Below are 24577 nucleotides of genomic sequence, written 5' to 3'. Positions count from 1 at the left end.
GTTCACCATCCTTCCTCAGCTTCAGGCGAACCATTGATCTTCTCTTTCATCCGTTTCTGATCCCGATGAACCGTAGAAGGACGATTGATCATTTTCCACCATGGCACACGAATAAGAATATCTTTGGTATCTGTTTTACTATACGGGCTAAGACCTGACAGATAAGGTACACCAAACGAAGTCATCTGTGTCAGATGCACCGAGATCAGAACCAAGCCAATGACAATGCCATACAATCCGAGCATACCCGCCAGTAACATGATCGGAAATCGCAATAGGCGTACGGTGATCGCGAAGTTAAACCGCGGAATTGTAAAGGAGGCTATACCTGTCATGGATACGATAATAACCATCGGTGCGGACACTATCCCGGCCTGGACTGCCGCCTGCCCGATCACAAGTGCGCCGAGAATACTGACGGCTTGCCCCACTGTTTTGGGTAACCTGACCCCGGCTTCCCGAAGAGCTTCAAATGACAGCTCCATGATGAGGGCTTCCACCAAAGCCGGAAAAGGGATGGCTTCCCGTGCACCAGCAATACTCAGAATTAGCGTGGTTGGCAGCATATCCTGATGAAATGTTGTAATAGAGATATACAAGGCTGGCAGGAACAGAGCGATGGCTACGAACAAGAAGCGAATCCACCGCACCAGATTACTGATGAAGAATCGCTCGTAATAATCCTCACTGGCTTGCAGCATCTGCCACATCGTGACTGGAGCAATCAGCGCGAATGGGGTTCCATCTACCAGAATGGCAAAGCGTCCTTCCAACAGATTGCCTGCAACGGTATCCGGCCGCTCCGAGTAGTGCATCTGCGGGAAAGGCGAATACGGATGATCTTCAATCAATTCCTCGATATAACCCGTTTCCAGGATGCCATCAATATTGATTTTTTCCAGACGTTTCTTGACATCTTGAATCGTTTTTGGATCAGCAATACCTTCCAGATAGGTCAGCACAATATCGGTCTTGGTTTCTGTGCCAAGAGTCATGCTTACCATCTTGAGAGAAGGTGTTTTCAGCTTGAAGCGCAGCAAAGCCGTATTCACGCGCAGTGTTTCGGTAAACCCCTCCCGCGGTCCCCGAATCACGGATTCTGTCTGCGGTTCCTCCACACCACGTCTGACGCCACCTTTGACATTGAACATCCAGGCTTCGCGACTTCCACCGACCACCAGAAGGGCAGAGGATGCCAGCACACCTTCTGCCGCAGCAGCCCAAGTTTCGACCCGTTTCACCTGCGTCAGCTCAACGGTTGTATCATCCAGTGGAACATCGGGCTCATCTGTGCGCTGCTGCACCAGCCCTCGAATAATTGGACGCAGCATATGCTCCTGGATATCAGCCGAGTTAACAATGCCTTCAATATAGACCAGAAGCCCTTTCACTTCCGGTGTAATCATGACATTGCGAAAAACCACATCCGAGCAATCGGAGAAGATCTCCTTTACCGCTTGAATCTGAGTTTCATGTACTGCACTAATCGGCTGCCGTAGAAAAGGCGGGGATGGCAGTCCCAAAGGGATATGTTTTTTCTCTTCTGAAGCTCGTCCCGGTTGTCGGGACTTGTCTTTCCCAGATGTTTTGTCCGCCATATGCCGCCCCTCCGTTCTTGTTTTTTTATACAAGGTAGCTTGTGCCAGACAGTCGTGAATTATGTGGTCTTTTTTGCAAAATTACGAAGAATTTTCTCTATCCGGACAGCAAAAAGGCCTCTGTATTTAACAGAGACCTTCTTATCTATTCCAGATCCTAATCAAGCTATTTTAAAGTTAATCCGCAAAATAATCTTCAGGCACATAACGAATCTCCGACTTCGCATAGATGCTTAGTGTGTGGCTCTCCCTGTCGTACACAACTCGCTCACCTTCTACGTAGTACCAGTGCTTCAAAAGGGGTTGCTCCTTGCGCTGCACGAAACGAAATACGTTCAGTTCCTGTCTAAGCTCCATAATCTGTTCCACAATCTGCTCGTCCAGACCCGTCACGGTAAATAAGAAGCCTGTACCCTCCTGTTGGAATCGATAGGACAGTGAATCTGTTTTGCTATTCGCCAGTCCTCGCCCGGTTACCGCATGTTTGACCATAAACCATTCCTGTTGCGCCATACGTATATATCCTCCTTCATCTTGGAGTTCATTTCATCAGCCATCTACGGCAAATCAATAATCATATAGAACGTATCTTCGTTTCCTTGCAATTCTATTGAATTTCGCTGTTCCACACGAGCTGTATCGCCTTCGTTCAACAGGTACTCTCCATCCAATCCCAGCTTGCCTTCGATGGAGAAAAGGTACATCCGACGGCCCGAATCCTGGTTGAAGGTTAACGTCTCGTCTTTGGCCAATCGGCCAAGATAGATCGTCATATCCTGATGAATAGTCGCGACTCTTGGTCCTCCATCCGGGGATACAATCGGCACGAGTGCTCCTGCCAGTGCCGCTGGATCAAAAGATGTGGTCTCATATGAAGGTTGCAACCCTTTCGTATGCGGCATGAACCAGAGCTGAAGCAGACGTACTTCTTCGGTATCGGATGCATTATGCTCGGTATGAATCATGCCACTGCCTGCTGACATTCGCTGAATACCGCCAAAACCTGTAACGGCGACATTGCCCAGATTATCTTCATGTCGTAGCTTGCCTCTGAGTACAATGGACACAATCTCCATATCACTATGTGGGTGAGCTCCAAAGCCGCGACCAGGTGCAATTACATCATCGTTCGCTACCCGCATCGGTCCAAATGCCATATTTTCCGGGTCTTGATATTCTCCGAAAGAAAAGCTGTGACTGCCACGGAGCCAGCCTCGATCAAAGCTGGAGCGGGCATCGGATGGAATGACGTTAATCATAAAATGCATCCTCCTTATTTTTTCTTAGTAGCATACTTATTCTCATTGTAACAAACCACAGGCATGTCGTCCAAACTAAAAAAGTTCTCTACCGATCAGCCCGGTTCGCAAATACAATTTCCGAACCGGCCTGGCCAATAAAGAACCTCGTTACAGGACTAATCCTGCACTTCATTATTTATTTAACAATCGTTAGCGCGTCAAGCACTCACATTCTGACGAGCGTTACCCTGTCTGGAGAAAAGATAATCCACAGCCAGGAAGCGGCTTCCTGTGAAGAGCAGTGTCAGGGAACCCGCCAACAACAGGTAATCGAACTCGGTACCACTCATGAATGGCTGACCCACTTTGGCTGTAAGCAGAACGCCACCCATAACGATAACAAATAGGGCAGCAAACACACGTGTTCCAAGACCCAGAATCATCGCTGCACCACCTACCAACTCAATGATTGCTACAACGGAGGCAAGAAATCCGGGAATACCAATACTTTCGAAAAATCCTACCGTACCGCTAATTCCACCTTCGAATTTACTCCATCCGTGCAATACAAAGATCAACCCGATCATAATCCTGGAGAAAAGCAGTCCAATCTCTACACTTTTATTATTCATGTTCATCTTCCTTCCTCGTTATATTCGAAATATTTGACCTCACATTTAGCCAAATTAATCTATCCGATGGACCAGACAAACAAGACAGACAGCAATAGGAAAACAGTAACCGACATCAGAACAGCATAACGTGGCAATCTCAGTGTCACATCCTGTTCCGGGTTAAGCAGACGTGAAATTCGGACATTCACCGACGTATCCGCAAATGAGGATTGAGCGGTCAGTTCTTTTGCTCCCCAAGGTTCAGGACAAGCACGTAGTAGCTTGAGCAAAGCACTTCCAATACCTGCCACATTGCCTGTACGTTCAATGGCCTCATTGTCTGCCAGAATTTCTCTAACGATATGGTATTGCTTTGAAGTGTGCTTTAAAACAGGAATATACGGCATCATGATTGCAAATACCGACAGTAACGTCGTCTTCAAAGGATCACGGTGCCACAGATGGTGTACTTCATGATAGACAACCGCTACTTCCTCTTCTGCATCAAGCATGTCCAGTAGCCCAGTGGAAAGTACAATATAGGGTCTCCATAAACCAATGGTAAATGCGACGGGTGAAAGCTTGTCCACCACAATGAAACTTGGCTGTCCTAGATCATGATATGTGGACTCCAACTCACGGGATAGCGCCCGAATCTCCATAGAGCGAAGCTTGTGGATTGCTGCCCGTGTTTTCATCATACGTACCGTTAGCAACCAGCCTGTTCCTGCAAAGGTCAACAAAACCAGTGCCAGCAGGAAATGTCCAACGGATAACCAACCCAATCGACTCATCCAATGATTGCAGAGCCAGAGCAGATTAAACGGGATATCCCAGCCAAAGATTTTGTACATCGCGTACATGAACATCTGCATGAACACGAGTAGCGGAATGCCAAACCCGACGGTAAACAAAAGTTTCGAGCGGGTCTTCCACATCTTAATCGCTATCCTTTTTCCATTGCTTGATCTTCTGTTCCAGGCGTTCAATCAGACCTTCATCTGCTTCGTCCAGTGCATCCAGCATATGATTCAATGCCAATGCTCCGAATTCATCCACCAACTCATGCGACAGTTCCTTGGATTGGTCGTTCATAAACTCCTCCTTGCTCTGTACCGGTTGGTACAAAGATGTTCTGCCCTTTTGTGACTTTCCGAGAAGTCCCTTGTCCACGAGCCGGTTCATCACTGTCATGACTGTATTAAAATTGACGTCTTTGTCTTGTTCAAGTGCGGTCTGCACTTCACGGATGCTGCTGCCTGGACGAGCCCATAAAATGTCCATGATCTTGGCCTCCAGCGGACCGAAAAATCGGTTGAGCCCACGCTCACCCACTTTAAAATTGTGTATTCTCATGTTCTGACACCCCTCACACTACCCATTGTAGTGCCATCAAATGAGAAGTCAACCTCTATGTCAGCTATTTTATGTAAATGATTTGTAAATTTGTTTTCCATTTCAGTAAAAAAGGCCAAAGACCGGGAAATTCCGCACGTTTCGCGGTTTTCCCGGTCTTCACCGAATATCAGTCCATATGATGTTGTGAGAATATGATTTTACTGCGCTTTATTTTCCATCCTGTGAAGGCATATGTGCAGATATATCCACACCAAGTCCATGAGCCAGACGTCCGCCTAGCTGTCCATCCGCACGGAAGAAGTGGCATAAAGCACGCATTTGAATATCGACTGACACTCCCTTAAGATCATTGATCAAATTATCGAACAAGTGCTGCTGCTCTACTGGAGTAAATGAACGGAAAAGCTCTCCTGCTTGCGTGTAATCATCCGTTTTCTCAATTTTCTCGCGTGTAACATGCCCTTGTAATGGAACCTGACTGTCCCGGTATGCCGGATCTTCCTGCGGGCTGTTTCCGGAACTGTTCGGTTCATAGTTCACCGGAGATGGGTCCTGATTCACATTCATGAGTCCATCACGCTGATGATTACGAACGGGTGCGTACGGGCAATTCACCGGAATTTGCAAATAGTTCGTTCCAAGCCGGTGCCGCTGTGTATCCGGATAGGAGAATAGGCGCCCTTGCAGCAATTTATCTTCGGAAGGTTCAATTCCAGGGACAAGCGAACTAGGAGAAAAGGCCGCCTGTTCCACTTCAGCGAAGAAGTTTTGCGGATTCCGATTCAGTGTCATGGTCCCTACCGTATGAAATGGCAGTACATCTTCAGGCCATGTTTTGGTTGGGTCGAGTGGATCAAAAGCAAAATCATCCATTTGTTCCGGCTTTAAGAGCTGTACCTGTAACTTCCACTGCGGGTATTGCCCGTTCTTGATATGTTCATGCAGGTCACGGGTAGCATGATTAAAGTCCTGTCCTTGTACCTCGGCAGCTTCCTGACGAGAGAATCCCCGAACCCCTTGTGCAGACTCCCATTTGTATTTCACATAATGGACTTGCCCCTGTGCATTAATCCATTTGAAAGCATGTACGCCGAAACCATCCATCTCCCGATAACTGGCCGGTGTGCCCAGATCTGAGAACAACCAGGTCATCATATGCGTTGATTCAGGTGAGAGGGTCATAAAGTCCCAATATCGGGCGGGGTCCTGAATGTTCGTATCCGGAGCCGGCTTCAGAGAGTGAACCATATCGGGAAACTTCATCGCATCACGAATGAAGAACACAGGCAGATGGTTACCAACGATATCATAGTTGCCTTCCCGGGTGTAGAATTTAACGGCAAATCCACGTGGATCTCGTGCAGTCTCTGGTGATCCCGTACCGTGAATAACGGTAGAAAAACGAACTAGCACATCCGTCTCCGTACCCGGATCTTGCAGGAAATCCGCTGTTGTATAAGCCTTCATACTCTGCTCCAGCGTGAATACACCATGAGCCCCGGCACCTCTTGCATGTACGACTCTTTCAGGAATACGTTCACGGTCAAAGTGGGCAATTTTCTCAATGAGATGATAGTCTTCAAGCAATGTCGGCCCTCTTCTGCCTGCTGTGCGGGAATTCTGGTTATCACCTACAGGTGCTCCCTGATTCGTTGTCATACGTTCTGTCATCCTGTCGTCCTCCTCTAATGGATCTCACGGCTGCTATATATCTACTACTAAAATCATATTCGGCTTCGATATAAATATACATTTAGACTTGATCTAACTGTTAAATTGATTCTAACATGTCCTACGCCGCTCTTGCATGAGGTTCACATGAGATTAAGATGAGGTTCCTCAACACTTCATGAATGAACCATGAACATGTTTTCAAAGAGCATGATCTGAACGATAATCATGGCAATAAAAAAAAGCGGACTAATCCGCCAGGCGGTAGCCCACTCCTCTTACCGTTACGATATATTGCGGCGAAGACGCGTTATCGCCCAATTTTTTGCGCAAGCTTTTGATATGAACATCAACCACATTACTTCCACCTGTAAAGTCTGTTTCCCAGATATCGCTGAGCATCTCCTCACGGGAAATGACTGCACCTTTGGCATCAATCAGCTTGAGTAACAGATCATATTCGGTCTTGGTTAGATGGATCCGGTTATTATCACGCTGCACACTCATCCGTTCACGATCGAGCCACAGATCTTTGAAGCCGACACGCTGCCCTTCCTCAGGCAAAAAGCCACGTTTGGGCAGAGCGGGACTGTTGCCAATCATACGCTGCACCCGGTAGAGAGCTTCCTGCGGGCGTGCAGGCCACACCAGCAATTCCTCCTGAAGCATCGGTCCACTCGCGCTGCCGATCATCTTCTCACCGACCAGATAGAGACAAGGGGTTGTATGCTCAGCCTCACGATTCAATCGACTGCTAATGCCGGCAAATGCATCGATCGTTCCGGCAACAGATAGATCATAGATCAACAGATCGAAGACAAGACGCTCATGCAGATCCGGTTCCCATCGATGAAAGACCAGTACATCGAAACAGCTATCCGTTAAGGCCTTTACCAGTTCATGAACTTGCCCTGGCATCGGGCTTATCAGAATAACCCGTCGTGTAACAGGACAATTGTCCACAAGAGGTGCTGCATCGGACAAGGCAGGTTTAACCCTAAGTGGTAAGCGGCGGCCAGGAACTTTTATTTTTACTTGATCCGTTTGTTTCTGCATTCCCCGCAGACACCTCCAAAGACCACATGAGCATGATCGATTGCATATCCGGTTTCTTCAGCTACCTGTTTCATCCATTGTGGAGGAACCTCTGTCATCACCTCGTCCACTTTGCCGCACACTTCACACATAATGTGCTGATGATCGTCCATCCGGGCATCGTAACGGCTTGCTGTCTCTCCGAGTTTAAGCTCTCGTATCAATTCTTTGTCCGTCAGATAACGTAGAGAATTATACACCGTACCATAGGCCAGATTATAACCTTGTTCCACTAGTCGATTCATAACATCAGCAGCTGTCGGGTGATCCTCCGAATGGCGCACCACATCATATACCGCTTGCCGTTGTATCGTCAGATTTAAAGTTCTCACAACCATTTCTCCTTTATATTGATGCATTTTATATGAAATCAGACACTGATCTTCTACTTAGGATGGTTTTCCCAAAAAACTAAGATTACATTTTGATTTAGATTAAGTATAAATCTTATTGTATATCGAAGTCAATATGCACGCCAACATCCTGGCAATGCAAATAAAACACCTTTCCCAGCAATCCCCTCATATATTTGGGATAATATGGTTCGCTACGACACCGCTTTTCAGATAAAATGTAGGGATGTGCGTAAAAAGGGGGAATGTCGGTTGTTTAGCACTTTTTTCATTAATATCTGTGTCATGATTACGTTTATGTATGTATCCGGGATCATTGCAAAGTTCTATAGTATCCGATTGCCTTTTCCCTCGTTACGTGTTCAGTTGATCGGCGGCTTATTATTCGGCATATATGGCACAGTACTCATGAACTATTCCTTCCCTCTGAACGAGAGTACGATTGTAGATCTACGGCATCTGGCGATCGTTACCGCAGCGGTATATCTGGGAGGACTGGCTTCGGTCGTTACGGGACTTGTGCTCTCGATCCTTCGTATTCTGATGTTTGGCTTGTCATCCTCTGCCATAGATGCAGGATTTGTTATGACTCTAATCGGGTTGTCTGGTGTATACTTCGCCTATGCTTCCTGGTCCAGACTGACCAAAATTATTACGATGAATCTACTCGGCATAACGTTAATCTTTATCATCCTTATGTTGAATACAGACAGCATGAATTCATTAATGAAGGTATATCCGTTACAAATGACCATTTCCTTCATCGGTGGAATATTCATCTATTTCATCGCAGAATTCATCAATAAATCCAATGAAATGTTATTTCTATTGGAGAGAAGAGCATCTACCGATCATCTTACCAACCTTAGCAATCGACGACAGTTCGAAAAGTCACTTCTATCGGAACTTCAACATGCGCGGGATTACCAACAAAAGCTGTCCTTGCTTGCCATGGATATTGACCGATTCAAAAAGGTAAACGATACCTTTGGTCATTCCGCTGGCGATGCCGTTCTGAAGCAACTCGGACAACTTCTTGTTGAACACGCACGTTCTGCGGATATCGTGTCTAGAAACGGTGGTGAAGAATTCGCTATACTCTTGCTCGACTGCGGACAACGGCAGGCCATGGCTATCGCCGAATCTATCCGGCAGGCAGTAGAGAAATATCATTTTGCCCTGCCTGACGGACACACCACACGTCTAACCATTTCCATTGGCGTAGCCGTGTATCCGGATCATTGTGTGGAGCAAGACGATGACGACTTCTTCGAACAGGCAGACCGTGCACTATACGAAGCCAAGAATACAGGACGTAACCGTGTATGTGTCTTACCTTTAAGGTCCTTGCCTCTTACACTGGAAAGCTGACGGCTCCAATTGAAAAAGGGATGTCCCGCACGCCAATCACAGGCGTACAGGACATCCCTTGCTTTATATCTCACTCCATATCATCCCAGCCCAATATCTGACTGGAATCAGGAAAGTATCCCTTCAATTTCCTCAATAATGGTAGCATCCAGCTTCACGCCAGATGCAGCCGCATTTTCTTTTACCTGCTCGGGACGACTCGCCCCTACAAGTGCACTGGATACATTGTTCTGGCGTAGAATCCAGGCCAAGGCCAGTTGTCCAACCTTCAGGTCCAGCTTGTCCGCCACTTCAATCAATTGGCGAACTTTCCCGATGCGATCCGCGTTGATCTTGCCTTCGTCCCATCCAAGCTTAGCCGCACGACTGTTCTCGGGGATATCTGATACGGAAGTATATTTCCCGGTCAATAGACCTTGAGCAAGCGGGGAGTATACGACTTGTCCGATACCCTTACGCTCACCTAGCGGAATAATTTCATTTTCAATATAACGATCAAACATATTGTACACGGGCTGGTTCACCACGATATGATCCAAGAGCAAGCGATCTGCTGTACCCAAGGCAGCTTCCATCTGAGCCGCAGTCCACTGACTGACACCAACATACAGCACCTTGCCCTGACGTACCAGATCATCAAGTGCGCGGAGTGTTTCTTCAATTGGTGTCTCGGTATGATAGCGATGACAGTAATAGATATCCACATATTCAACGCCCAGGCGCTTCAAGCTGGCTTCACATTGTTCCTTAATATGTTTACGAGACAGCCCCTGGTCATTCGGACCATCCCCCATTTTGCCAAATACTTTTGTTGCAAGCACGTAGGAGTCACGAGAATACGCTTTGAGCGTCTGTCCCAGCAGTTCTTCTGCTGCACCCCGTTCGTATACATTGGCTGTATCAAAAAAGTTAATGCCTTCATCGAATGCAGTTTCAATTGATTTCACCGCATTTTCACGTTCCACATACCCTCCGTACGTCAGCCAGCTTCCAAGGCTGATCTCGCTTACTTTCAGTCCGCTTCCACCCAATCTGCGATAATCCATTGATTGCATATCCTCCTCTATTGGTTATAAAGATGAAGTACACATTCTATTGTAACGTAACCAGCTCGGATGAAAAGGGCTTTGGCGCAGAAATTGGATAAATGCAAAGGGAAAAACAAAGAAGCGCACCTGTAGCAGGTGCGCCAACTGAGATAACTTTCCATTCGGCTGCCCGTTTAGGGCAGCGTAATACTCAATGCATTCAACAAATCAGCTTGTCTGACCGGTTTCGTCAGAACAGCATCAAAGGTTTCCGCTTCGTGCGGGTCAATGTGCATACCATATGGAACCAGAACAATGACGGGCAGATTCTCCAGCCGCTGTTTCATTTCATGTACGAAATCAACTGCGCCGCCCTCTTGAAGTCCCATATCCACAACGGCTACATCCGGCTTGAAGCCCTCCTTGATCCACTCATGTGCTACACTCGAACCCGAGGTCATATGCACATCCATCTCCCATCTGCGCATCAGGGAAGAAACGCCTTGCAATATATCCGGGTCCTTGGCGAGCAACACCTTTTTCCCTTTTAACCGCTGCTGAATACTTGCAAGTTGAGGTAACTCCCAGTATCTGCGTAAGGGAAGGGCAATATGGAATTCCGTCTCATTCTCTCCCGCACTACTCACCTGAATACGGCCATGCATGAGAATGGCAAGATTTTGGCTTACTGCCAAACCCAGATTGCTTCCGATCAGTTTTTGGATATCCAAATTTTCATCTTGGCCGTTCAAAGTACGCAACTTCTTATCGGATACCATCTGACCCGTGTACTTCACCTTGAGCGCAAGTGTACCCATATCCTCTGTCTCTTCGCCGTTCACCATGGCCGTGATTAGAACTGAGCCTTCACGCGTTGAATCCAGAGCATATTGAATGACATGTGCAAGCAACTGTCCGATCTTGATCTCATCACCAACAAATACTTGCGACACATTCAAATCAAGATTCAATCCCAGATCAATATTCTTGCCCGATGCCATTCCGGCATAGAGATAAACGGTATTTTCAATGGTGCCGACCAGATCAAACGGATCATCATGGATAACCGTTTTGCCTGCCTCATTAATATTGAAGTTCATCATATTATTCAGGAGCGAGAGTAGTATGTTGCCACTCGTCTCGATCATATTTACATACTCCGATTGCTCTTCAGGCATGTCCGGTGTACGCATCAGATCCGTCAATCCCAGAATGCCGTTCAACGGATTGCGAATCTCGTGACTCATCAGCTTTAACATCTGTGATTTGGTCATCGCCTCGGATTCGGCTCGCTCTTTCTCTGCCTGGAGCTGCTCTTTCATTTGTTCCGAGTCACTCAATTTTCGTTCCTGCACATGCAGGGTGCTCTCCAGATCCACAACATATCCCAGAAAGACAGCCATCGCGTTCAGCGTCTTCATATCCGTTTCACTGATCACATAACCAGCATTGTCCATTAGACATATCGTTCCAAATGCTTCGCCAGATCTTCGTATGATAGGTACACCCACGAAGAAACGACTCCCAAGTCCACTCGTGACGTCCATGGAGCTTGTCATTGGGTTTTCACATGTATTCTGAATGGTAAGAACGCTACCTTTGTCTCTTAACACCAGACTGCAATATGATTCGTTAAATGAAAGCTCACTGCCTTTAACAATCAACTCTTCCGTACGGTTAAAGGCCTCCAAAATGAAATTCGTCACCCCATCATTCGTGGCAACGAAGATGGTATTGACCTTCAATATCCCGCTTAATACGTCCACGATATGGGCCGCAGCTTCCTTTATGTCTTCATAGAAGCCTCTCGTAATGCCTTCTGCCGTCCCCATGATTCACCCCTCTTGTCTCAGCTGCACTTTCAAATCTGTATATCAGAATGTTTAATCACGTACAAGGGTTCATCAAGAATCCGAATATCTGTCACAATCTATACTTATATGATTAACACCGTAGAAGTAAAAGAGAATCATACTCTCTGCCAATCGCCCCTTTTTTGGACAAAAGCAGGTCTTGAACTAATGACGTAACAAGCGTAAATATACTGCAAATTGCCTTTTCAAATGGCTCAAAGTTCATCTTGTCCAACTTCGGATATCTTACATGCAGAATAACTAGAAATTATACGCTTCTACTCAGGCTTTGGGAACCTTTATCCGCAGTAATTAAAGGAAAGTCCATTTTGTCCATTAAGTTGTGTGACCATTATCACACCCAAAAAACCATATATAGTTTATAAATGGATAATACAAACCTACATATAGTATTTAACGCAAATTAAATGATCATCACATCATTTTAGGAGGAACCTTACATGAACTTGCTTGAGTATGCCGCTCCACCGGCATCCGATCTATTATCCGACCTGGGAAGACGAATTATTGGCGCTGAAGATGCCGATACGCTGAGGGAAAATGCGAATCTGAACGGGGACTCCTTCAGCGGCAAGATGAGCAGGCTCGGTTCGGAGACCGCCAAGTGGCATGCTCTGCGTCATGTGTTGCCGGAAGAGCTTGCTCAAGCTGTGGAGAACGGGGATCTGTATGTACACGACCTGGATCAGTATGCACTTGGCACGACCAACTGCATCTTTATCCCGTTTGACCGTCTTCTTGCTGCGGGTTTCAATACAGGCAACGGATCGGTTCGCACACCTCAGACGATCATGTCTGCAATGGCTCTGGTTGCAATCATCTTCCAATCCCAGCAGAACAGTCAGTATGGTGGCGTATCGGCCAATAAGATTGATTGGGATCTAGCGCCCTATGTGCAGCGATCGTTTCGCAAACATTATCGCAAAGGACAACGACTTTTTGGTGAGAATGCTCTGATTGAAGATGAACAACTTCATCTGGACAGTATGGAAGCGAAGAATCAGTGCCCACGCGCATATGACTTCGCCTATGAAGAGACTGAACTGGAGACGGGACAAGCTGCCGAATCGCTGATCCATAACCTGAATACGATGAGCAGTCGGGCTGGTGGACAGATTCCATTCACATCACTGAATTATGGACTATGTACTTCTGCGGAAGGACGGTTGGTATCACGTTCATTGCTCGAAGCAACGATTCGCGGCCTGGGCAACGGGGAAACTCCCGTGTTCCCTCAACATATTTTCCAATGTAAACAAGGGATCAATCAGGCTCATGGCGAGCCAAACTATGATCTGTTCCGCCTTGCGGTCACCTGTTCATCCCGGCGGATGTATCCTAACTTTGTCAATGTGGATGCCTCGTTCAATCTGCCTTTCTATCATCCGGAAGATCCGGATACGATCATTGCAACCATGGGATGCCGCACACGTACTCTGGCTGACCGGTTTGGTCGTAATCGTCAAAGTGGTAAAGGTAATCTGTCTTTTAATACCATCAACCTGGTCAAGCTCGGCATCCGGTTTGGCATCTGCCAGGGCAACAGAGCGGTTGCCGATCGGGCGGGATTCTACACTGCACTGGAATCCGTGATGCAAAATGCTGCGCATGGTCTGTTGCATCGGTACCGTATCCAGACTGTTCAACCTGCTAAGGCGTCAGATTTCATGATGCGGGAGGGTGTATGGGAAGGCGGGGAGCAACTTGCTCCGAATGAACCCGTTGGGGAGTTGCTCAAACATGGTACGTTATCCCTGGGTTTTATCGGTCTGGCAGAATGTATGACAGCCCTCTATGGACGCCATCATGGACAGGACCCTCATGTACATCGTGAAGCGCTGAATATTATTCGCACCATGAGAGAGTTCTGTGATCAGATGAGCGAGCAGCATAACTTGAATATCACCCTGTTTGCTACACCTGCTGAAGGGCTATCCGGCAAATTCACGAAGATCGACAGAGCGCGATATGGGCTTATTCCTGGAGTTAATGATCGGGAGTATTATACGAATTCATTCCATATCCCCGTATACCACACTCTTCCAGCTTATCGGAAGATTGAACTGGAAGCCCCGTTCCATACTTTGTGTAATGCGGGGGCAATCTCCTATGTGGAGCTGGACGGTAACGTTCGAGCCAACACCGCAGCTTTCCTTCGAATCGTGCAATATGCACTGGCGCAGGATATCGGGTATTTTTCCATTAATCATCCGATTGATCGCTGCCCTGAATGCGGTTATGAAGGTGTTATCGGGGATGTATGCCCAGGCTGCGAAGCCCATGAGAACCATGTACACTTCCAGCGGTTACGCCGTGTAACCGGCTATCTGACCGGAGATTACAAAGTGCGATTTAATGCTGCAAAGCAGGCTGAAGTACGGGATCGGGTGAAACACCGATGAATCTATATGGATACATCCCGGAATCGGTGAATGAGGGGACCGGCCTGCGTGCGGTGTTGTTCATCAGCGGTTGCCGCCACGCCTGTCCGGGCTGCTTCAGTCCGGATTCTTGGAGCTTTCGGGCGGGTGAGCCTTTTACAGAGGAGCGGCAGCAGCAGATTCTGCATGAAGTGACGAACCATCCGTTGCTCGATGGCGTGACGTTGTGTGGTGGTGATCCCTTTTTCTCGGCAGCAGAATGTGCGAACTGGATTCAGCAGCTCCGCACTGCACGTCCTGATATGACAGTATGGGCCTATACCGGATTCGCATATGAAGAGCTTGTTACTGACCCTGCGAGAGCGCAGCTTGCCCGACTATGCGACGTTATTATCGACGGGCGATATATTCAAGCTGAGCGTGACGTCTCTCTGCCCTTTCGCGGCAGTCGGAATCAACGCTTGATTGATGTTAGTGCAACACTAGCCACTCAGACTATCGTTACGATGCAGCTCAGTATGCCATAAACATTGATTGTACTCCCCCTCCCCAATTATCAAGACATGAGTCCCCCAGCGGACTTGTGTCTTTTTGGCGTATAGAGATCTGCCTTAAAGAAATAGGATTTATCCATTCTCTCTATTTTCTTCTCTATTGCATGACGATATATTATATAGGTAGTTATTAATTTAGCATTTAAAATTTAACCGTTTACATAAGGTAACCAGGGAGGAATCATCTTTTATATGGATATTGTTCAAGCTTTAATTACATGTATGCCTTTCTTTCGAGATACGATTCGTCAGGATGTAACCCTCTCCGTTATTGATCATAAAAAATTCTTATATTTCTCAGCAGGAGAATCATTAAAGCAACTGAATTATCAACCCGGCGACCCTCTATTAGATGTAAATCGAAATTTTGCTGATCTCAACGGCGGTACAGTCAAACGATTCGATCACTATCCTAAAGATTTGTTTGGTGTTCCATTTGATGTAGCTTTTATTCCCATTAAAAATGAACAAGGTGAAGTCATCGCCCTGTTTAATCTGCTCTACAGTATGGATGACCAGGACCAGCTGCAACAACTCATGGATGTTACCGAAAATCTGACCAACCAATTAATTGACAGTGTTCAGCATGTAGCTGCACACTCCGAGGAACTCAGTGCCACAACCGAAGAGATCCGGAACAACTCCAAACAAGCCGTACAGAAATCAGGAAATGTAACTCAGGTCGCCAGTTTCATTCGTGAAATCTCCGAACAGACGAATCTGCTCGGCTTAAATGCGGCCATTGAAGCGGCTCGTGTAGGTGAAGCAGGTGCAGGTTTTGGCGTTGTTGCCAAAGAAATTCGCAAACTGTCTGTGGACACCAAGGAAGCGACGGCCCGTATTGAAGATTCTCTTCTATCCGTTCGACAATCCATTCAGGGCATGGAGAATGAACTGGGTGAGATCACGGCAAGCTCTCAAGAGCAGGCTGAACTCGTAAACAATTTCATGAGCACAATTGAGCAGCTGAACGAAACCAACAAACAATTGAAGCAATTTGTGCAAAAAATGATTACGTTTGACGGAAAATAAAAAGGCGTACAGACGAACAAAAGCCTCCGAATGCATTCGGAGGCTTTTCCATGTGCTATTGACTTAACGAATCTGGAAATGGCTGATACGTACACCTGCCGACAGCACAATGTATACATCCTGCGCGCCTGATGCACCTGTGAGTTCTGCCTTCACGGTAGACCACTGTTGGGCTGCGCCTTGTACCAGTTCCACACGTCCTGCGAGTGTACCATCCGGTGAGCCGAGTCGCACTTCCAACACAGCGCCAGCTTGTTCTGCGGAGACACGTGCTTCCATTGCTGCTGCCCCACTACCCAGATCGGCATCTTTGAAGGCAATCCATCCTTGCTCTCCAACTACACGGACAGCACTGCCACCCTCTTTGCTCTCATCCAGATCAACACCCAGGTAAGCATCATAATTCTCGGCACGGGTAGCCACGCCTAGATTACGAGCTGGGATCGTCTCTCCTTCTACCGTGAGGTCTGCAGCCAGTTGAACATCGGAAGATGACTTGGCCACCATAATAGAGTAAGTTCCACTTTCCACGACATATCGATCACGTGTTACATCCCAGATTGCCAGTTCCTGAACAGGCAAGGTAAAGCTGACTTTAGCTGTAGCTCCCGCTTCGATAGGAAGACGACGGAATCCTTTTAACGTTTTGAGTGGACGTTTCACCCGGGATTTGCCTGCACGAACGTACAACTGCACAACCTCGTCACTGGCGATTGAACTGGTATTGGTCACATCGACGGTTACCGTTACGTTGCCCGCTGTATCAACTTGAGCTGGGTTAAGTTCCAAATTGCTGTATTTAAACGTTGCATACGTCAGACCATGTCCAAACGGATATAGTACATTGCCTTCAAAATATTGATACGTCCGACCGGATTGAATGATATCGTAATCCTTGATGTCGGTCAGTTGATCTGCGGATTGTACCCATGTCATGTTCAGACGGCCTGCTGGCGCATAGTCGCCATACAAAACGTCAGCTACTGCGTTACCCAGTTCCTGTCCTGCGTGTGAAGTATACAATACCACAGGGATGTTCTCCTGAACCCAATTGGACGTGAACGGATAACTACCTACAATGACGACAACCGTGTTCGGGTTCGCGGCATAGACCGCCTCAACCAGACGTTGCTGGGATTCGGCGAGATCCAGACTTGGACGGTCAATCTCTTCTTTCCCGTTTACAAGCGGATTATTACCAACAAAGACAATCGCCGTTTCCGCAGCCTTGGCAGCTGCTACCGCTTCCTCAATTCCGTTCACAACCACATCCTGCTTGAATGTTTCTGTGGCACCGAAAGTCTTCAGTTCTTCTGACACTGCGAATGCATCGTTTCCACCATTAGGTGCAGTCACCGTTTTTCCATTCCATGTAGTCAGACCTATACTGCCATCCTGTTGTGGCAACAGGTGGAATACTTCTTTCACGAACCAGCCGTACACTTCATCAGCGGAAGCTGTTACGGTCTCTTCATCAGTCGTTAAATATTTGCCGTTGCTTTCGGCCTGCAAAGTATAACTTCCGAAGCCCCAGTCGGACACCATGAACGTCTCCGCTTCTCCCGATGCAATAACAGGTGATTTCTCACCATCCGCCAGTCCAATCTTCTTCCCATTGGCTACGGAAGTTAACGTAATGCGATCATTTCCATCTTTGAACGCCACGTTATCGCTGCCTACTTTGCCACGGATTGCTTCAAGCGGGGTTACGTTATACGGCATGGTACCTGCATACCAGTCACGATAGACGGTTCCGCCCAATTGACCAATCACAGCCACTTTACCTGCTTTCGTCTTGTCTAGCGGCAGTGTGCCTTTGTCGTTTTTGAGCAATACCATTTGTTCTCTCGCGGCTCTGAGCGACAGTTCTTTTGCTTTCTCCGTCATCATGGACTCTTCACCAATAGCAGCGTATGGGTTGCCTTCTTCCGGATCGAACTCTCCCAGACGGAAACGCACACGGAACGTATTAAACAACGCCTTGTCGATGTCATCCATCGTGAGTGTGCCTTGTTCCAACCCTTCACGCAGTGCCTGTTTGGACAGCTCAGCATCATCGGTGATGCTATCAATTCCTGCCTTTACGGACTCTACCGTACCCGGTGTGTGGGAATCATAGTACTGATGATCGTTCTTGATGCCCATTACGTCGCCTGCATCACTGACAATGAAACCATCCATGCCCCATTCGCCTTTGACAATCTCGTTTACAAAAGGATGCAACAATGCTGGCGTACCATTAATGGAGTTGTACGCAGTCATCATGGACTGTGCGCCGCCTTCTTTGAACGGCTTCTCAAATGCTTTCAGATAATATTCACGCATGTTGCGCGGATCGATGCTGGATGAACCACTTCCACGATCCACTTCGTTATTATTCGCAAGAAAATGCTTCAACGTAGCTACCGCTTTGTAATACTTGGGATGGTCGCCCTGAATTCCTTTGACCAATGCTGTCGTCAGCTCCGCTGTCAGTTCCGGATCTTCACCATACGCCTCTTCATTCCGTCCCCAGCGCGGGTCACGTTCCATATCCACTGTAGGTGCCCACAGCGTAAGACCGTTCACTGCCGGATTGCGTTTATAAAATACACGTGCCTCATCTCCGAGAACGGAGCCAATCTCCTTCATCAGATCCGTATCCCATGTGCATGCCAGCCCCACCGGTTGTGGGAAGGATGTTGCTTCGCCAAGCCAGGCCAAGCCATGTGCCGCTTCTGTTCCGTGTTTGTAAGCAGGCACACCCAAGCGATCTACTGCTGGCTGATATTGCAGCATGGATTCAATTTTTTCATCTTCAGTCAAGCGGGATACAAGATCTTTCACGCGGGAATCCAAGTCTAGTGCTGTATCTTGAAACGGATATTTCGTTTGGTTGGTGGTCATAGTGAATCTCCTTTGGTTATCGGTAGTTAGGACGTTTCTCAAAACTCGCTAAATTCAAAATGATAGCGAATACATACATTAATAAAAAACGAGGGTAAATTTGGATAAATTCGTTCTTCCATGGATAGATTAACCCTTTTATAATCAACTTTTCCGGGTATATAATTCTATCTCCTCCCAAAACCTAAAACGGTTTCGGTAATCCTATCATATAGCATGTTTAACAAAAAAAACAGAGGGCCTGCGGAGGAAATTGTGAACATCTCCTCTGCAAAATCTGAACCGCACCGTTTTTTCCTGGCATAGTCTGGCAATCATGATTAAGAGAACAACGATGTGCACTGAACGATATGCGAATCAACCGAATGAAGATAAATAAGGAGGAAGACTAATGAGCGACAATCAGCATCCCAAGACGGGTCTGCCGCCCGTCCCCGAATCACTGTGGCGTGCTACGCATAAATTCAATGCCTATCCGAAACTGACCGAAGATATCACCGCCGATGTAGCGATTATTGGTGCCGGTATTGCTGGGATTACTACCGCTTATCTGCTGGCTCAGACGGGTATGCGTGTAGTCGTACTGGAGGCTGGAAAAGTGTTGGATGGCACGACCGGTCATACCACTGCCAAGGTATCTGCACAGCACGGCGTCATATTTGATGAAATTATGCATCACTTCGGACAAGAACAGGCCCGGATGTATTACGAAGGCAATGCCGAAGCCGCCAAATGGATGCGCAATCTGGTGAAGGAAAAACAAATTGATTGCCAATGGGCAGAGGAAGATGCCTACGTCTATATTCAATCAGAGGAAAACATCAAAAAACTGGAGATCGAGCTGACCGCCTATGGCAAACTCAATATCCCTGGTGAGTGGGTAGACCCGCTCCCTATTCCAGTTCCCGCCAGGGCAGGTATTCGCATGCCGGGTCAGGCACGCTTTGATCCGTTGGCCTATCTGCACTACTTGCTCGATTCCGCTGTGAAACAAGGGGTACAGATTTATGAGCATACGACAGTTACGGATGTAGAGGAAGATGCTTCACTGCATGTCAGAACTTATGGAGATGGCCCATCTGTTACGGCTGAACATGTCGTCGTAGCTTCTCATTTTCCCGTCTATGATCCAGGATTTTATTTCACACGATTACACGCAGAGCGATCCTATGCTGTATTAGTCGAACCGGATAAACCCTATGCTGGTGGCATGTACATCTCGGACGATACACCGTACCGATCTCTGCGTACTGTCCTTCATGATGGAAAAGAACTCATTCTCTTCGGGGGAGAAAATCACAAAACCGGACAAGGCATCTGTACCTTCGGTCATTATGAACGCCTCGAGCAGTTCGCGGCGGAGACATTTGGCATTCGCAACATTCCATATCGCTGGTCAGCCCAGGATCTAATCTCCATTGACAAGGTGCCTTACATCGGACCGATTACGGGAAGACATGAACGTGTCTACGTGGCGACCGGTTTTGCCAAATGGGGAATGACGACGGGTACAATGGCCGGGCACCTTCTCGCAGATCGCATCACTGGACGTGACAATCCTCATGCCGCTGTATTCGATCCGGCAAGATTCAAAGCTGACCCTGGCATGAAGCACTTTATTGTGGAAAATATGAATGTCGCCAAGGAATTGATCTCTGGCAAAGTGGGTATTGTGCACAAAAGCGTTAGCGATATTGGCGAAGATGAAGGAGCTGTCGTTCGTCATAATGGTAAACGGGCTGGCGCCTACAAGGACACCAGTGGAAAGCTGTTCCTGGTGGATACCACCTGCACTCACTTGGGGTGCGAAGTCGAATGGAACAAAGGCGAGCGTTCATGGGATTGCCCATGCCATGGTTCCCGCTTCAATTATGCAGGTCATGTAATTGAGGGCCCTGCTGTGGAAGATCTTAAAGTTTTGGACGTACAGGATTAACGTGTAGAGATTAATCGATAAGTCACAGATACAAAAGTTCATCTCTCAGACCGGATCGGAATCCGCCTTCAGGCGGAAGTAACCGATCCGGTTTTTGCTTATGCTGAATGATAGCTAAACAAGCAGCTTCGGCTTGAGCATCAACATCCTACGAACAAATCAACGATATTTCAGGATACGGAACTATTTTAAAATCACTACCTTGCATTAAACAGTACTGAATGCTATGATGAATCCACCACTACTGAATAATAAACACTAGCGATAAATGAGGCTATTAAGGAGGAACCTGTGTGAATGTGAACATCCAGTTCAAAAAGGGAGTATTAGAGCTGTGCGTCCTGGTATTAATCAACCGCCAGGATCGGTATGGCTACGAACTGGCTCAGGCGGTCTCCAAACATATCGAAGTTGCTGAAGGTGCGCTGTATCCTTTGCTTCGCCGGCTTGTGAGTGACGGTTACTGCACCACCTACCTGCAAGAATCAAGTGAAGGTCCGCCGCGCAAGTATTACCGACTGTCCGATACAGGTCGCGACTACATGACGGCACTGACGACGGAGTGGAATGAATTTGTGCGCAATGTCGCAAATCTGATTGAGGAAGGAACTCACAATGAATAGACAACAATTTATGCAAGCCATGGAGATTCATCTACGGCCAATGGAACCGCAGGAACGAGCCGAATTGCTCGCAGATTATGATCAACATTTCGAGCTTGGACTCAGAGAAGGCAGACTGGAAGAAGAGATCGCTCGGGAACTGGGGCAGCCGGAAGAAATCGCCAAGGAAGCACTCGGTGATCGTTATGACATTCATACGCCAGGAACAGATGCATTCTATGCACCGACGTATCGCGAAATGCGGTCCCCCAGAAACAGTACCAGAGCTACTCGCAACTTCTTCACCGCCGTTGGCCTGTTATTCCTGAATCTGATGCTTGGCATTCCACTTGGTCTTACTCTATGGTCAGTATGGCTTACGGTTGCCAGCCTATCCTTGCTGGTATTGGCTCCAGTGGCAGCAGTTGTGGACTTCGTATTCCTTGGCCAACTCGATAAAGCAGAGATTTTCGTTGCGATTGGCGCATTCGGTGTCGGCATTTGTTTTGCCATAGCATCGAAGTACGTTTTTAGAGCCTTCAAAAATATCACACTACAATACATTCAATGGAATAAAAACACGATGAAAGGAGATGTTGCCGCATGAGCACCAAAAAATGGCTTGCGCTCGCCGTGATCTGTATCGGAATAGGTTTGCTTGGAACATCCATCTATGGCGTTCAATTCGGGGATAAACGAGAACAGTATTCCAAACGATGGGATTTCAAAGCAGATGAATTGCAGAACATGATCATGAATGCTAATTTCAGTGCAGATATTGAATTTGTCGTAAGCCCGGATTCGAACGGATATATTGAAGTGGATGGCAAATGGGACCCTGCCGTAGTCAGAAGCTTCGAACAGGCCACTTTATCCAACGGCACATTCCAACTGTCTCAGACAGAACGTGAACGATTGCAATTTTTCACCCTGTATTGGAATGATCAAGACTCCACAATAACGGTTGCCTTGCCTGAAGGACACCAATTAAATGAGGTTAAGCTGGACTCCTCTTCAAGTGACTGGGATCTGACCGGTCTAAATGCCAATCAGCTTGAGCTGAATAATACCTCAGGTTCCATACGTCTGGAAAATATCCATGCGTCCAAGATTGAACTTTCTCTAACTTCGGGTAACATTAACGCTTCCATGATTGATGGAGACATGACTGTAAAACAGACATCCGGAAGCTTCAAGGCAGATCAGATTGTGGGTCATGTAGACAGCAAGATTAAATCAGGAGATATTAAAATCACCGAATTAAACGGTGCAGCCGATGTTCAATTCACTTCAGGTAGCATTCATATTGAACAATCCCATTCCGCACCGATTAGTGCATCTGGAACATCAGGCGATATTTTCATTCAGGCTGCACCTGATTTTGAAGGAATCTATGATGCTAAGGCTACTTCCGGAGATGTAGATGTACCTGAATCGCCAATGGTGAGCCGGGAAGTGATTAAAGCCCGTACCTCTTCTGGCAGCATTGAGATTACCAAATAGTGATGAAGCAAATTTCCGAACTGTGGGTAATATAGTATAATCAAATGCCAGTCCAATTCTAAGGAGGAATTATCCACATGGAACTTAAAAATAAAACAGCTATCATCACAGGTGCCGGTAAAGGCATCGGTCGTGCCATCGCTGAAGCACTTGCCAAAGAAGGAGTGCACCTCGGCCTTATCGCTCGCACCGCTTCGGATCTTCAGGCTCTGCAGCAGTCTCTTAGTCAAGAATACGGTGTGAAAGTAACCAGTGCTGTGGCAGATATCTCGGATCGCACACAGGCGGAAGCCGCTGTAGCAGCCATCGAGATGGAACTCGGAGCGGTGGACATCCTGATTAATAATGCAGGCATCGGAAGCTTCGGTACATTGCTGGAAATGGACCCCGAAGAGTGGGAACGCATTCTGCATGTGAACGTTATGGGTACATATTACGTCACTCGCTCCGTCCTTCCAAGCATGATCAAGGAAAGTAGCGGCAGTATCATCAATATTGCTTCCACTGCAGGTGAGCGTGGGTTCGCTACAGGTTCGGCATACTGTGCATCCAAGTTTGCTCTACTCGGCATGACCGAATCTCTGATGCAGGAAGTGCGCAAGTCCAACATTCGTGTGACCGCATTGACACCAAGCACAGTTAATACGGAGCTTGCGTCCAATGCCGGACTGAAAATTGGCGACGAAGACCGTATGATGCAAGCGGAAGATGTAGCTGAACTTGCACTCGCAACACTTAAGCTGTCCGATCGTGTCTTCGTTAAAGCCGCAGGCATCTGGACAACGAATCCACAATAGATAGCGTGTTCCTGACCTTCCCAGTTCGTTAGAAATATGAAAAAGGACGTCTCCATTGTACATGTATGCATGTTCGCATGTTCATGACTAGGGAGTCGTCCTTTTTTCATTCTACAAATGATCCAAACCTAATTCCTTGGACACCGCAATGAGCACCACGGCGGGCTCCTCACCGATATTGGTTACTTCATGGGGCACGATCGCATTCCAGGTGAACGAATCACCCACTTCAAGAACTTCCACATCTTCGCATTGCTCCGCCCGAATCTTGCCCTGCAACACCAGATGGCTTTCTTCCCCCGCATGTTTGCTAACCCCTGTCGATGCGCCTGGCGGTAATTCTACAATGGACATGCGCATGGCGCCTTTGGCGGTAAGGTGCTGCACTTTGATCTGTCCACTACCGGCCGTCGTTTCCTTGCGTTCGTTTTTGCGTACCACGTTCATCCGTTGCTCCGGTGTCAACAGCAAGTAGGGAAGTGGCACTTCCAGATAATCCGCAATACTTTCAAGCGTAGCAATAGAAGGTGACGTTTTGTTATTTTCCACGTTGCTGATAAAACCTTTGGACAACCCCGTGCCCTCGCACATCTGCATGATCGTAATCTGTTTCTGTTTGCGGATCGTACGAATAGCCAAGCCAATATCCATATTGCGTCCCTCCCCTTCTAATGATCTATAT

22 protein-coding genes are annotated in these 24577 nt (G+C 47.3%); 9 read left to right on the top strand and 13 right to left on the bottom strand.

Going from position 1 to position 24577, the window contains the following annotated elements; genetic code table 11:
• Positions 1-2: 2 nt before the first annotated feature.
• From ACX9NY_RS25940 to ACX9NY_RS25900, 9 genes are all read right to left on the bottom strand, one after another.
• On the bottom strand, positions 3-1598 hold the full coding sequence (locus ACX9NY_RS25940) for a spore germination protein (protein WP_339238393.1): 1596 nt from the start codon (positions 1596-1598) through the stop codon (positions 3-5).
• A gap of 177 nt (positions 1599-1775) precedes the next feature.
• On the bottom strand, positions 1776-2111 hold the full coding sequence (locus ACX9NY_RS25935) for a hypothetical protein (protein ID WP_339238395.1): 336 nt from the start codon (positions 2109-2111) through the stop codon (positions 1776-1778).
• Positions 2112-2155: 44 nt separating this feature from the next.
• Positions 2156-2857 (bottom strand): pirin family protein, encoded by a 702-nt coding sequence (locus ACX9NY_RS25930; protein ID WP_339238397.1) that lies wholly within the window; start codon positions 2855-2857, stop codon positions 2156-2158.
• 200 nt (positions 2858-3057) lie between these two features.
• The gene (locus tag ACX9NY_RS25925; protein ID WP_253441511.1) at positions 3058-3471 is read right to left on the bottom strand and encodes a DoxX family protein; all 414 of its coding nucleotides are present in this window, start codon (positions 3469-3471) and stop codon (positions 3058-3060) included.
• A gap of 59 nt (positions 3472-3530) precedes the next feature.
• On the bottom strand, positions 3531-4391 hold the full coding sequence (locus tag ACX9NY_RS25920) for a M56 family metallopeptidase (RefSeq protein ID WP_472475897.1): 861 nt from the start codon (positions 4389-4391) through the stop codon (positions 3531-3533).
• 1 nt (position 4392) lies between these two features.
• Complete coding sequence (locus ACX9NY_RS25915; protein ID WP_339238401.1) at positions 4393-4809, bottom strand: BlaI/MecI/CopY family transcriptional regulator; 417 nt, start codon at positions 4807-4809, stop codon at positions 4393-4395.
• Between the two features lie 210 nt (positions 4810-5019).
• Positions 5020-6483 (bottom strand): catalase, encoded by a 1464-nt coding sequence (locus ACX9NY_RS25910; protein WP_472475895.1) that lies wholly within the window; start codon positions 6481-6483, stop codon positions 5020-5022.
• A 249-nt stretch (positions 6484-6732) separates the two neighbouring features.
• Entirely contained in the window at positions 6733-7539 is an 807-nt protein-coding gene (locus ACX9NY_RS25905; protein ID WP_253441518.1) for a winged helix-turn-helix transcriptional regulator, read from the bottom strand.
• Positions 7515-7910 (bottom strand): Fur family transcriptional regulator, encoded by a 396-nt coding sequence (locus ACX9NY_RS25900; RefSeq protein ID WP_036612807.1) that lies wholly within the window; start codon positions 7908-7910, stop codon positions 7515-7517. Before ACX9NY_RS25900 ends, ACX9NY_RS25905 begins: the two co-directional genes overlap by 25 nt.
• Positions 7911-8183: 273 nt before the next feature.
• Here ACX9NY_RS25900 and ACX9NY_RS25895 point away from each other — a divergent pair, with 273 nt between their 5' ends.
• The gene (locus ACX9NY_RS25895; RefSeq protein WP_339238405.1) at positions 8184-9302 is read left to right on the top strand and encodes a GGDEF domain-containing protein; all 1119 of its coding nucleotides are present in this window, start codon (positions 8184-8186) and stop codon (positions 9300-9302) included.
• Positions 9303-9409: 107 nt separating this feature from the next.
• On the opposite strand, the gene ACX9NY_RS25890 is transcribed toward ACX9NY_RS25895, so the two are convergent.
• Both ACX9NY_RS25890 and ACX9NY_RS25885 read right to left on the bottom strand, forming a co-directional pair.
• A complete protein-coding gene (locus ACX9NY_RS25890) occupies positions 9410-10348 on the bottom strand; it encodes an aldo/keto reductase family protein (RefSeq protein ID WP_339238407.1) in 939 nt (312 codons plus the stop codon).
• A 176-nt stretch (positions 10349-10524) separates the two neighbouring features.
• Positions 10525-12162: an ATP-binding response regulator gene (locus ACX9NY_RS25885; RefSeq protein ID WP_339238409.1), complete on the bottom strand. Its 1638-nt coding sequence runs from the start codon at positions 12160-12162 to the stop codon at positions 10525-10527.
• Positions 12163-12644: 482 nt separating this feature from the next.
• Between ACX9NY_RS25885 and ACX9NY_RS25880 the strand changes: the two genes are divergently transcribed.
• From ACX9NY_RS25880 to ACX9NY_RS25870, 3 genes are all read left to right on the top strand, one after another.
• The gene (locus tag ACX9NY_RS25880; protein WP_472475892.1) at positions 12645-14606 is read left to right on the top strand and encodes an anaerobic ribonucleoside triphosphate reductase; all 1962 of its coding nucleotides are present in this window, start codon (positions 12645-12647) and stop codon (positions 14604-14606) included.
• Positions 14603-15112 (top strand): anaerobic ribonucleoside-triphosphate reductase activating protein, encoded by a 510-nt coding sequence (gene nrdG, locus ACX9NY_RS25875; RefSeq protein ID WP_339238413.1) that lies wholly within the window; start codon positions 14603-14605, stop codon positions 15110-15112. The genes ACX9NY_RS25880 and nrdG overlap by 4 nt, the downstream gene beginning before the upstream one ends.
• A gap of 219 nt (positions 15113-15331) precedes the next feature.
• A complete protein-coding gene (locus ACX9NY_RS25870) occupies positions 15332-16171 on the top strand; it encodes a methyl-accepting chemotaxis protein (RefSeq protein ID WP_472475890.1) in 840 nt (279 codons plus the stop codon).
• Positions 16172-16234: 63 nt separating this feature from the next.
• On the opposite strand, the gene ACX9NY_RS25865 is transcribed toward ACX9NY_RS25870, so the two are convergent.
• Entirely contained in the window at positions 16235-19057 is a 2823-nt protein-coding gene (locus ACX9NY_RS25865) for a glycoside hydrolase family 3 C-terminal domain-containing protein (RefSeq protein ID WP_472475888.1), read from the bottom strand.
• 391 nt (positions 19058-19448) lie between these two features.
• Here ACX9NY_RS25865 and ACX9NY_RS25860 point away from each other — a divergent pair, with 391 nt between their 5' ends.
• The 5 genes from ACX9NY_RS25860 (at position 19449) to ACX9NY_RS25840 (ending at position 23895) form a co-directional block, all read left to right on the top strand.
• Positions 19449-20993, top strand: coding sequence for an FAD-dependent oxidoreductase (locus ACX9NY_RS25860; RefSeq protein WP_472475886.1), 1545 nt, complete (start codon positions 19449-19451; stop codon positions 20991-20993).
• 293 nt (positions 20994-21286) lie between these two features.
• Positions 21287-21616 carry a PadR family transcriptional regulator gene (locus tag ACX9NY_RS25855; protein ID WP_339257782.1) on the top strand — a complete coding sequence of 110 codons (330 nt, stop codon included), beginning with the start codon at positions 21287-21289 and terminating at the stop codon, positions 21614-21616.
• Positions 21609-22202 (top strand): DUF1700 domain-containing protein, encoded by a 594-nt coding sequence (locus tag ACX9NY_RS25850; protein ID WP_472475884.1) that lies wholly within the window; start codon positions 21609-21611, stop codon positions 22200-22202. Before ACX9NY_RS25855 ends, ACX9NY_RS25850 begins: the two co-directional genes overlap by 8 nt.
• Positions 22199-23098 (top strand): DUF4097 family beta strand repeat-containing protein, encoded by a 900-nt coding sequence (locus ACX9NY_RS25845; RefSeq protein ID WP_342571284.1) that lies wholly within the window; start codon positions 22199-22201, stop codon positions 23096-23098. The genes ACX9NY_RS25850 and ACX9NY_RS25845 overlap by 4 nt, the downstream gene beginning before the upstream one ends.
• Before the next feature lie 77 nt (positions 23099-23175).
• Entirely contained in the window at positions 23176-23895 is a 720-nt protein-coding gene (locus ACX9NY_RS25840) for a 3-ketoacyl-ACP reductase (protein WP_339238429.1), read from the top strand.
• A 111-nt stretch (positions 23896-24006) separates the two neighbouring features.
• Here ACX9NY_RS25840 and ACX9NY_RS25835 read toward each other — a convergent pair whose 3' ends face one another.
• On the bottom strand, positions 24007-24546 hold the full coding sequence (locus ACX9NY_RS25835) for a helix-turn-helix domain-containing protein (protein WP_339243225.1): 540 nt from the start codon (positions 24544-24546) through the stop codon (positions 24007-24009).
• Positions 24547-24577 lie beyond the last annotated feature (31 nt).

It is taken from the genome of Paenibacillus sp. CB74 (genome assembly GCF_055687625.1).
The sequence above is the reverse complement of the archived record's forward strand: the minus strand, read 5'-3'. Positions and strand labels throughout refer to the sequence as shown.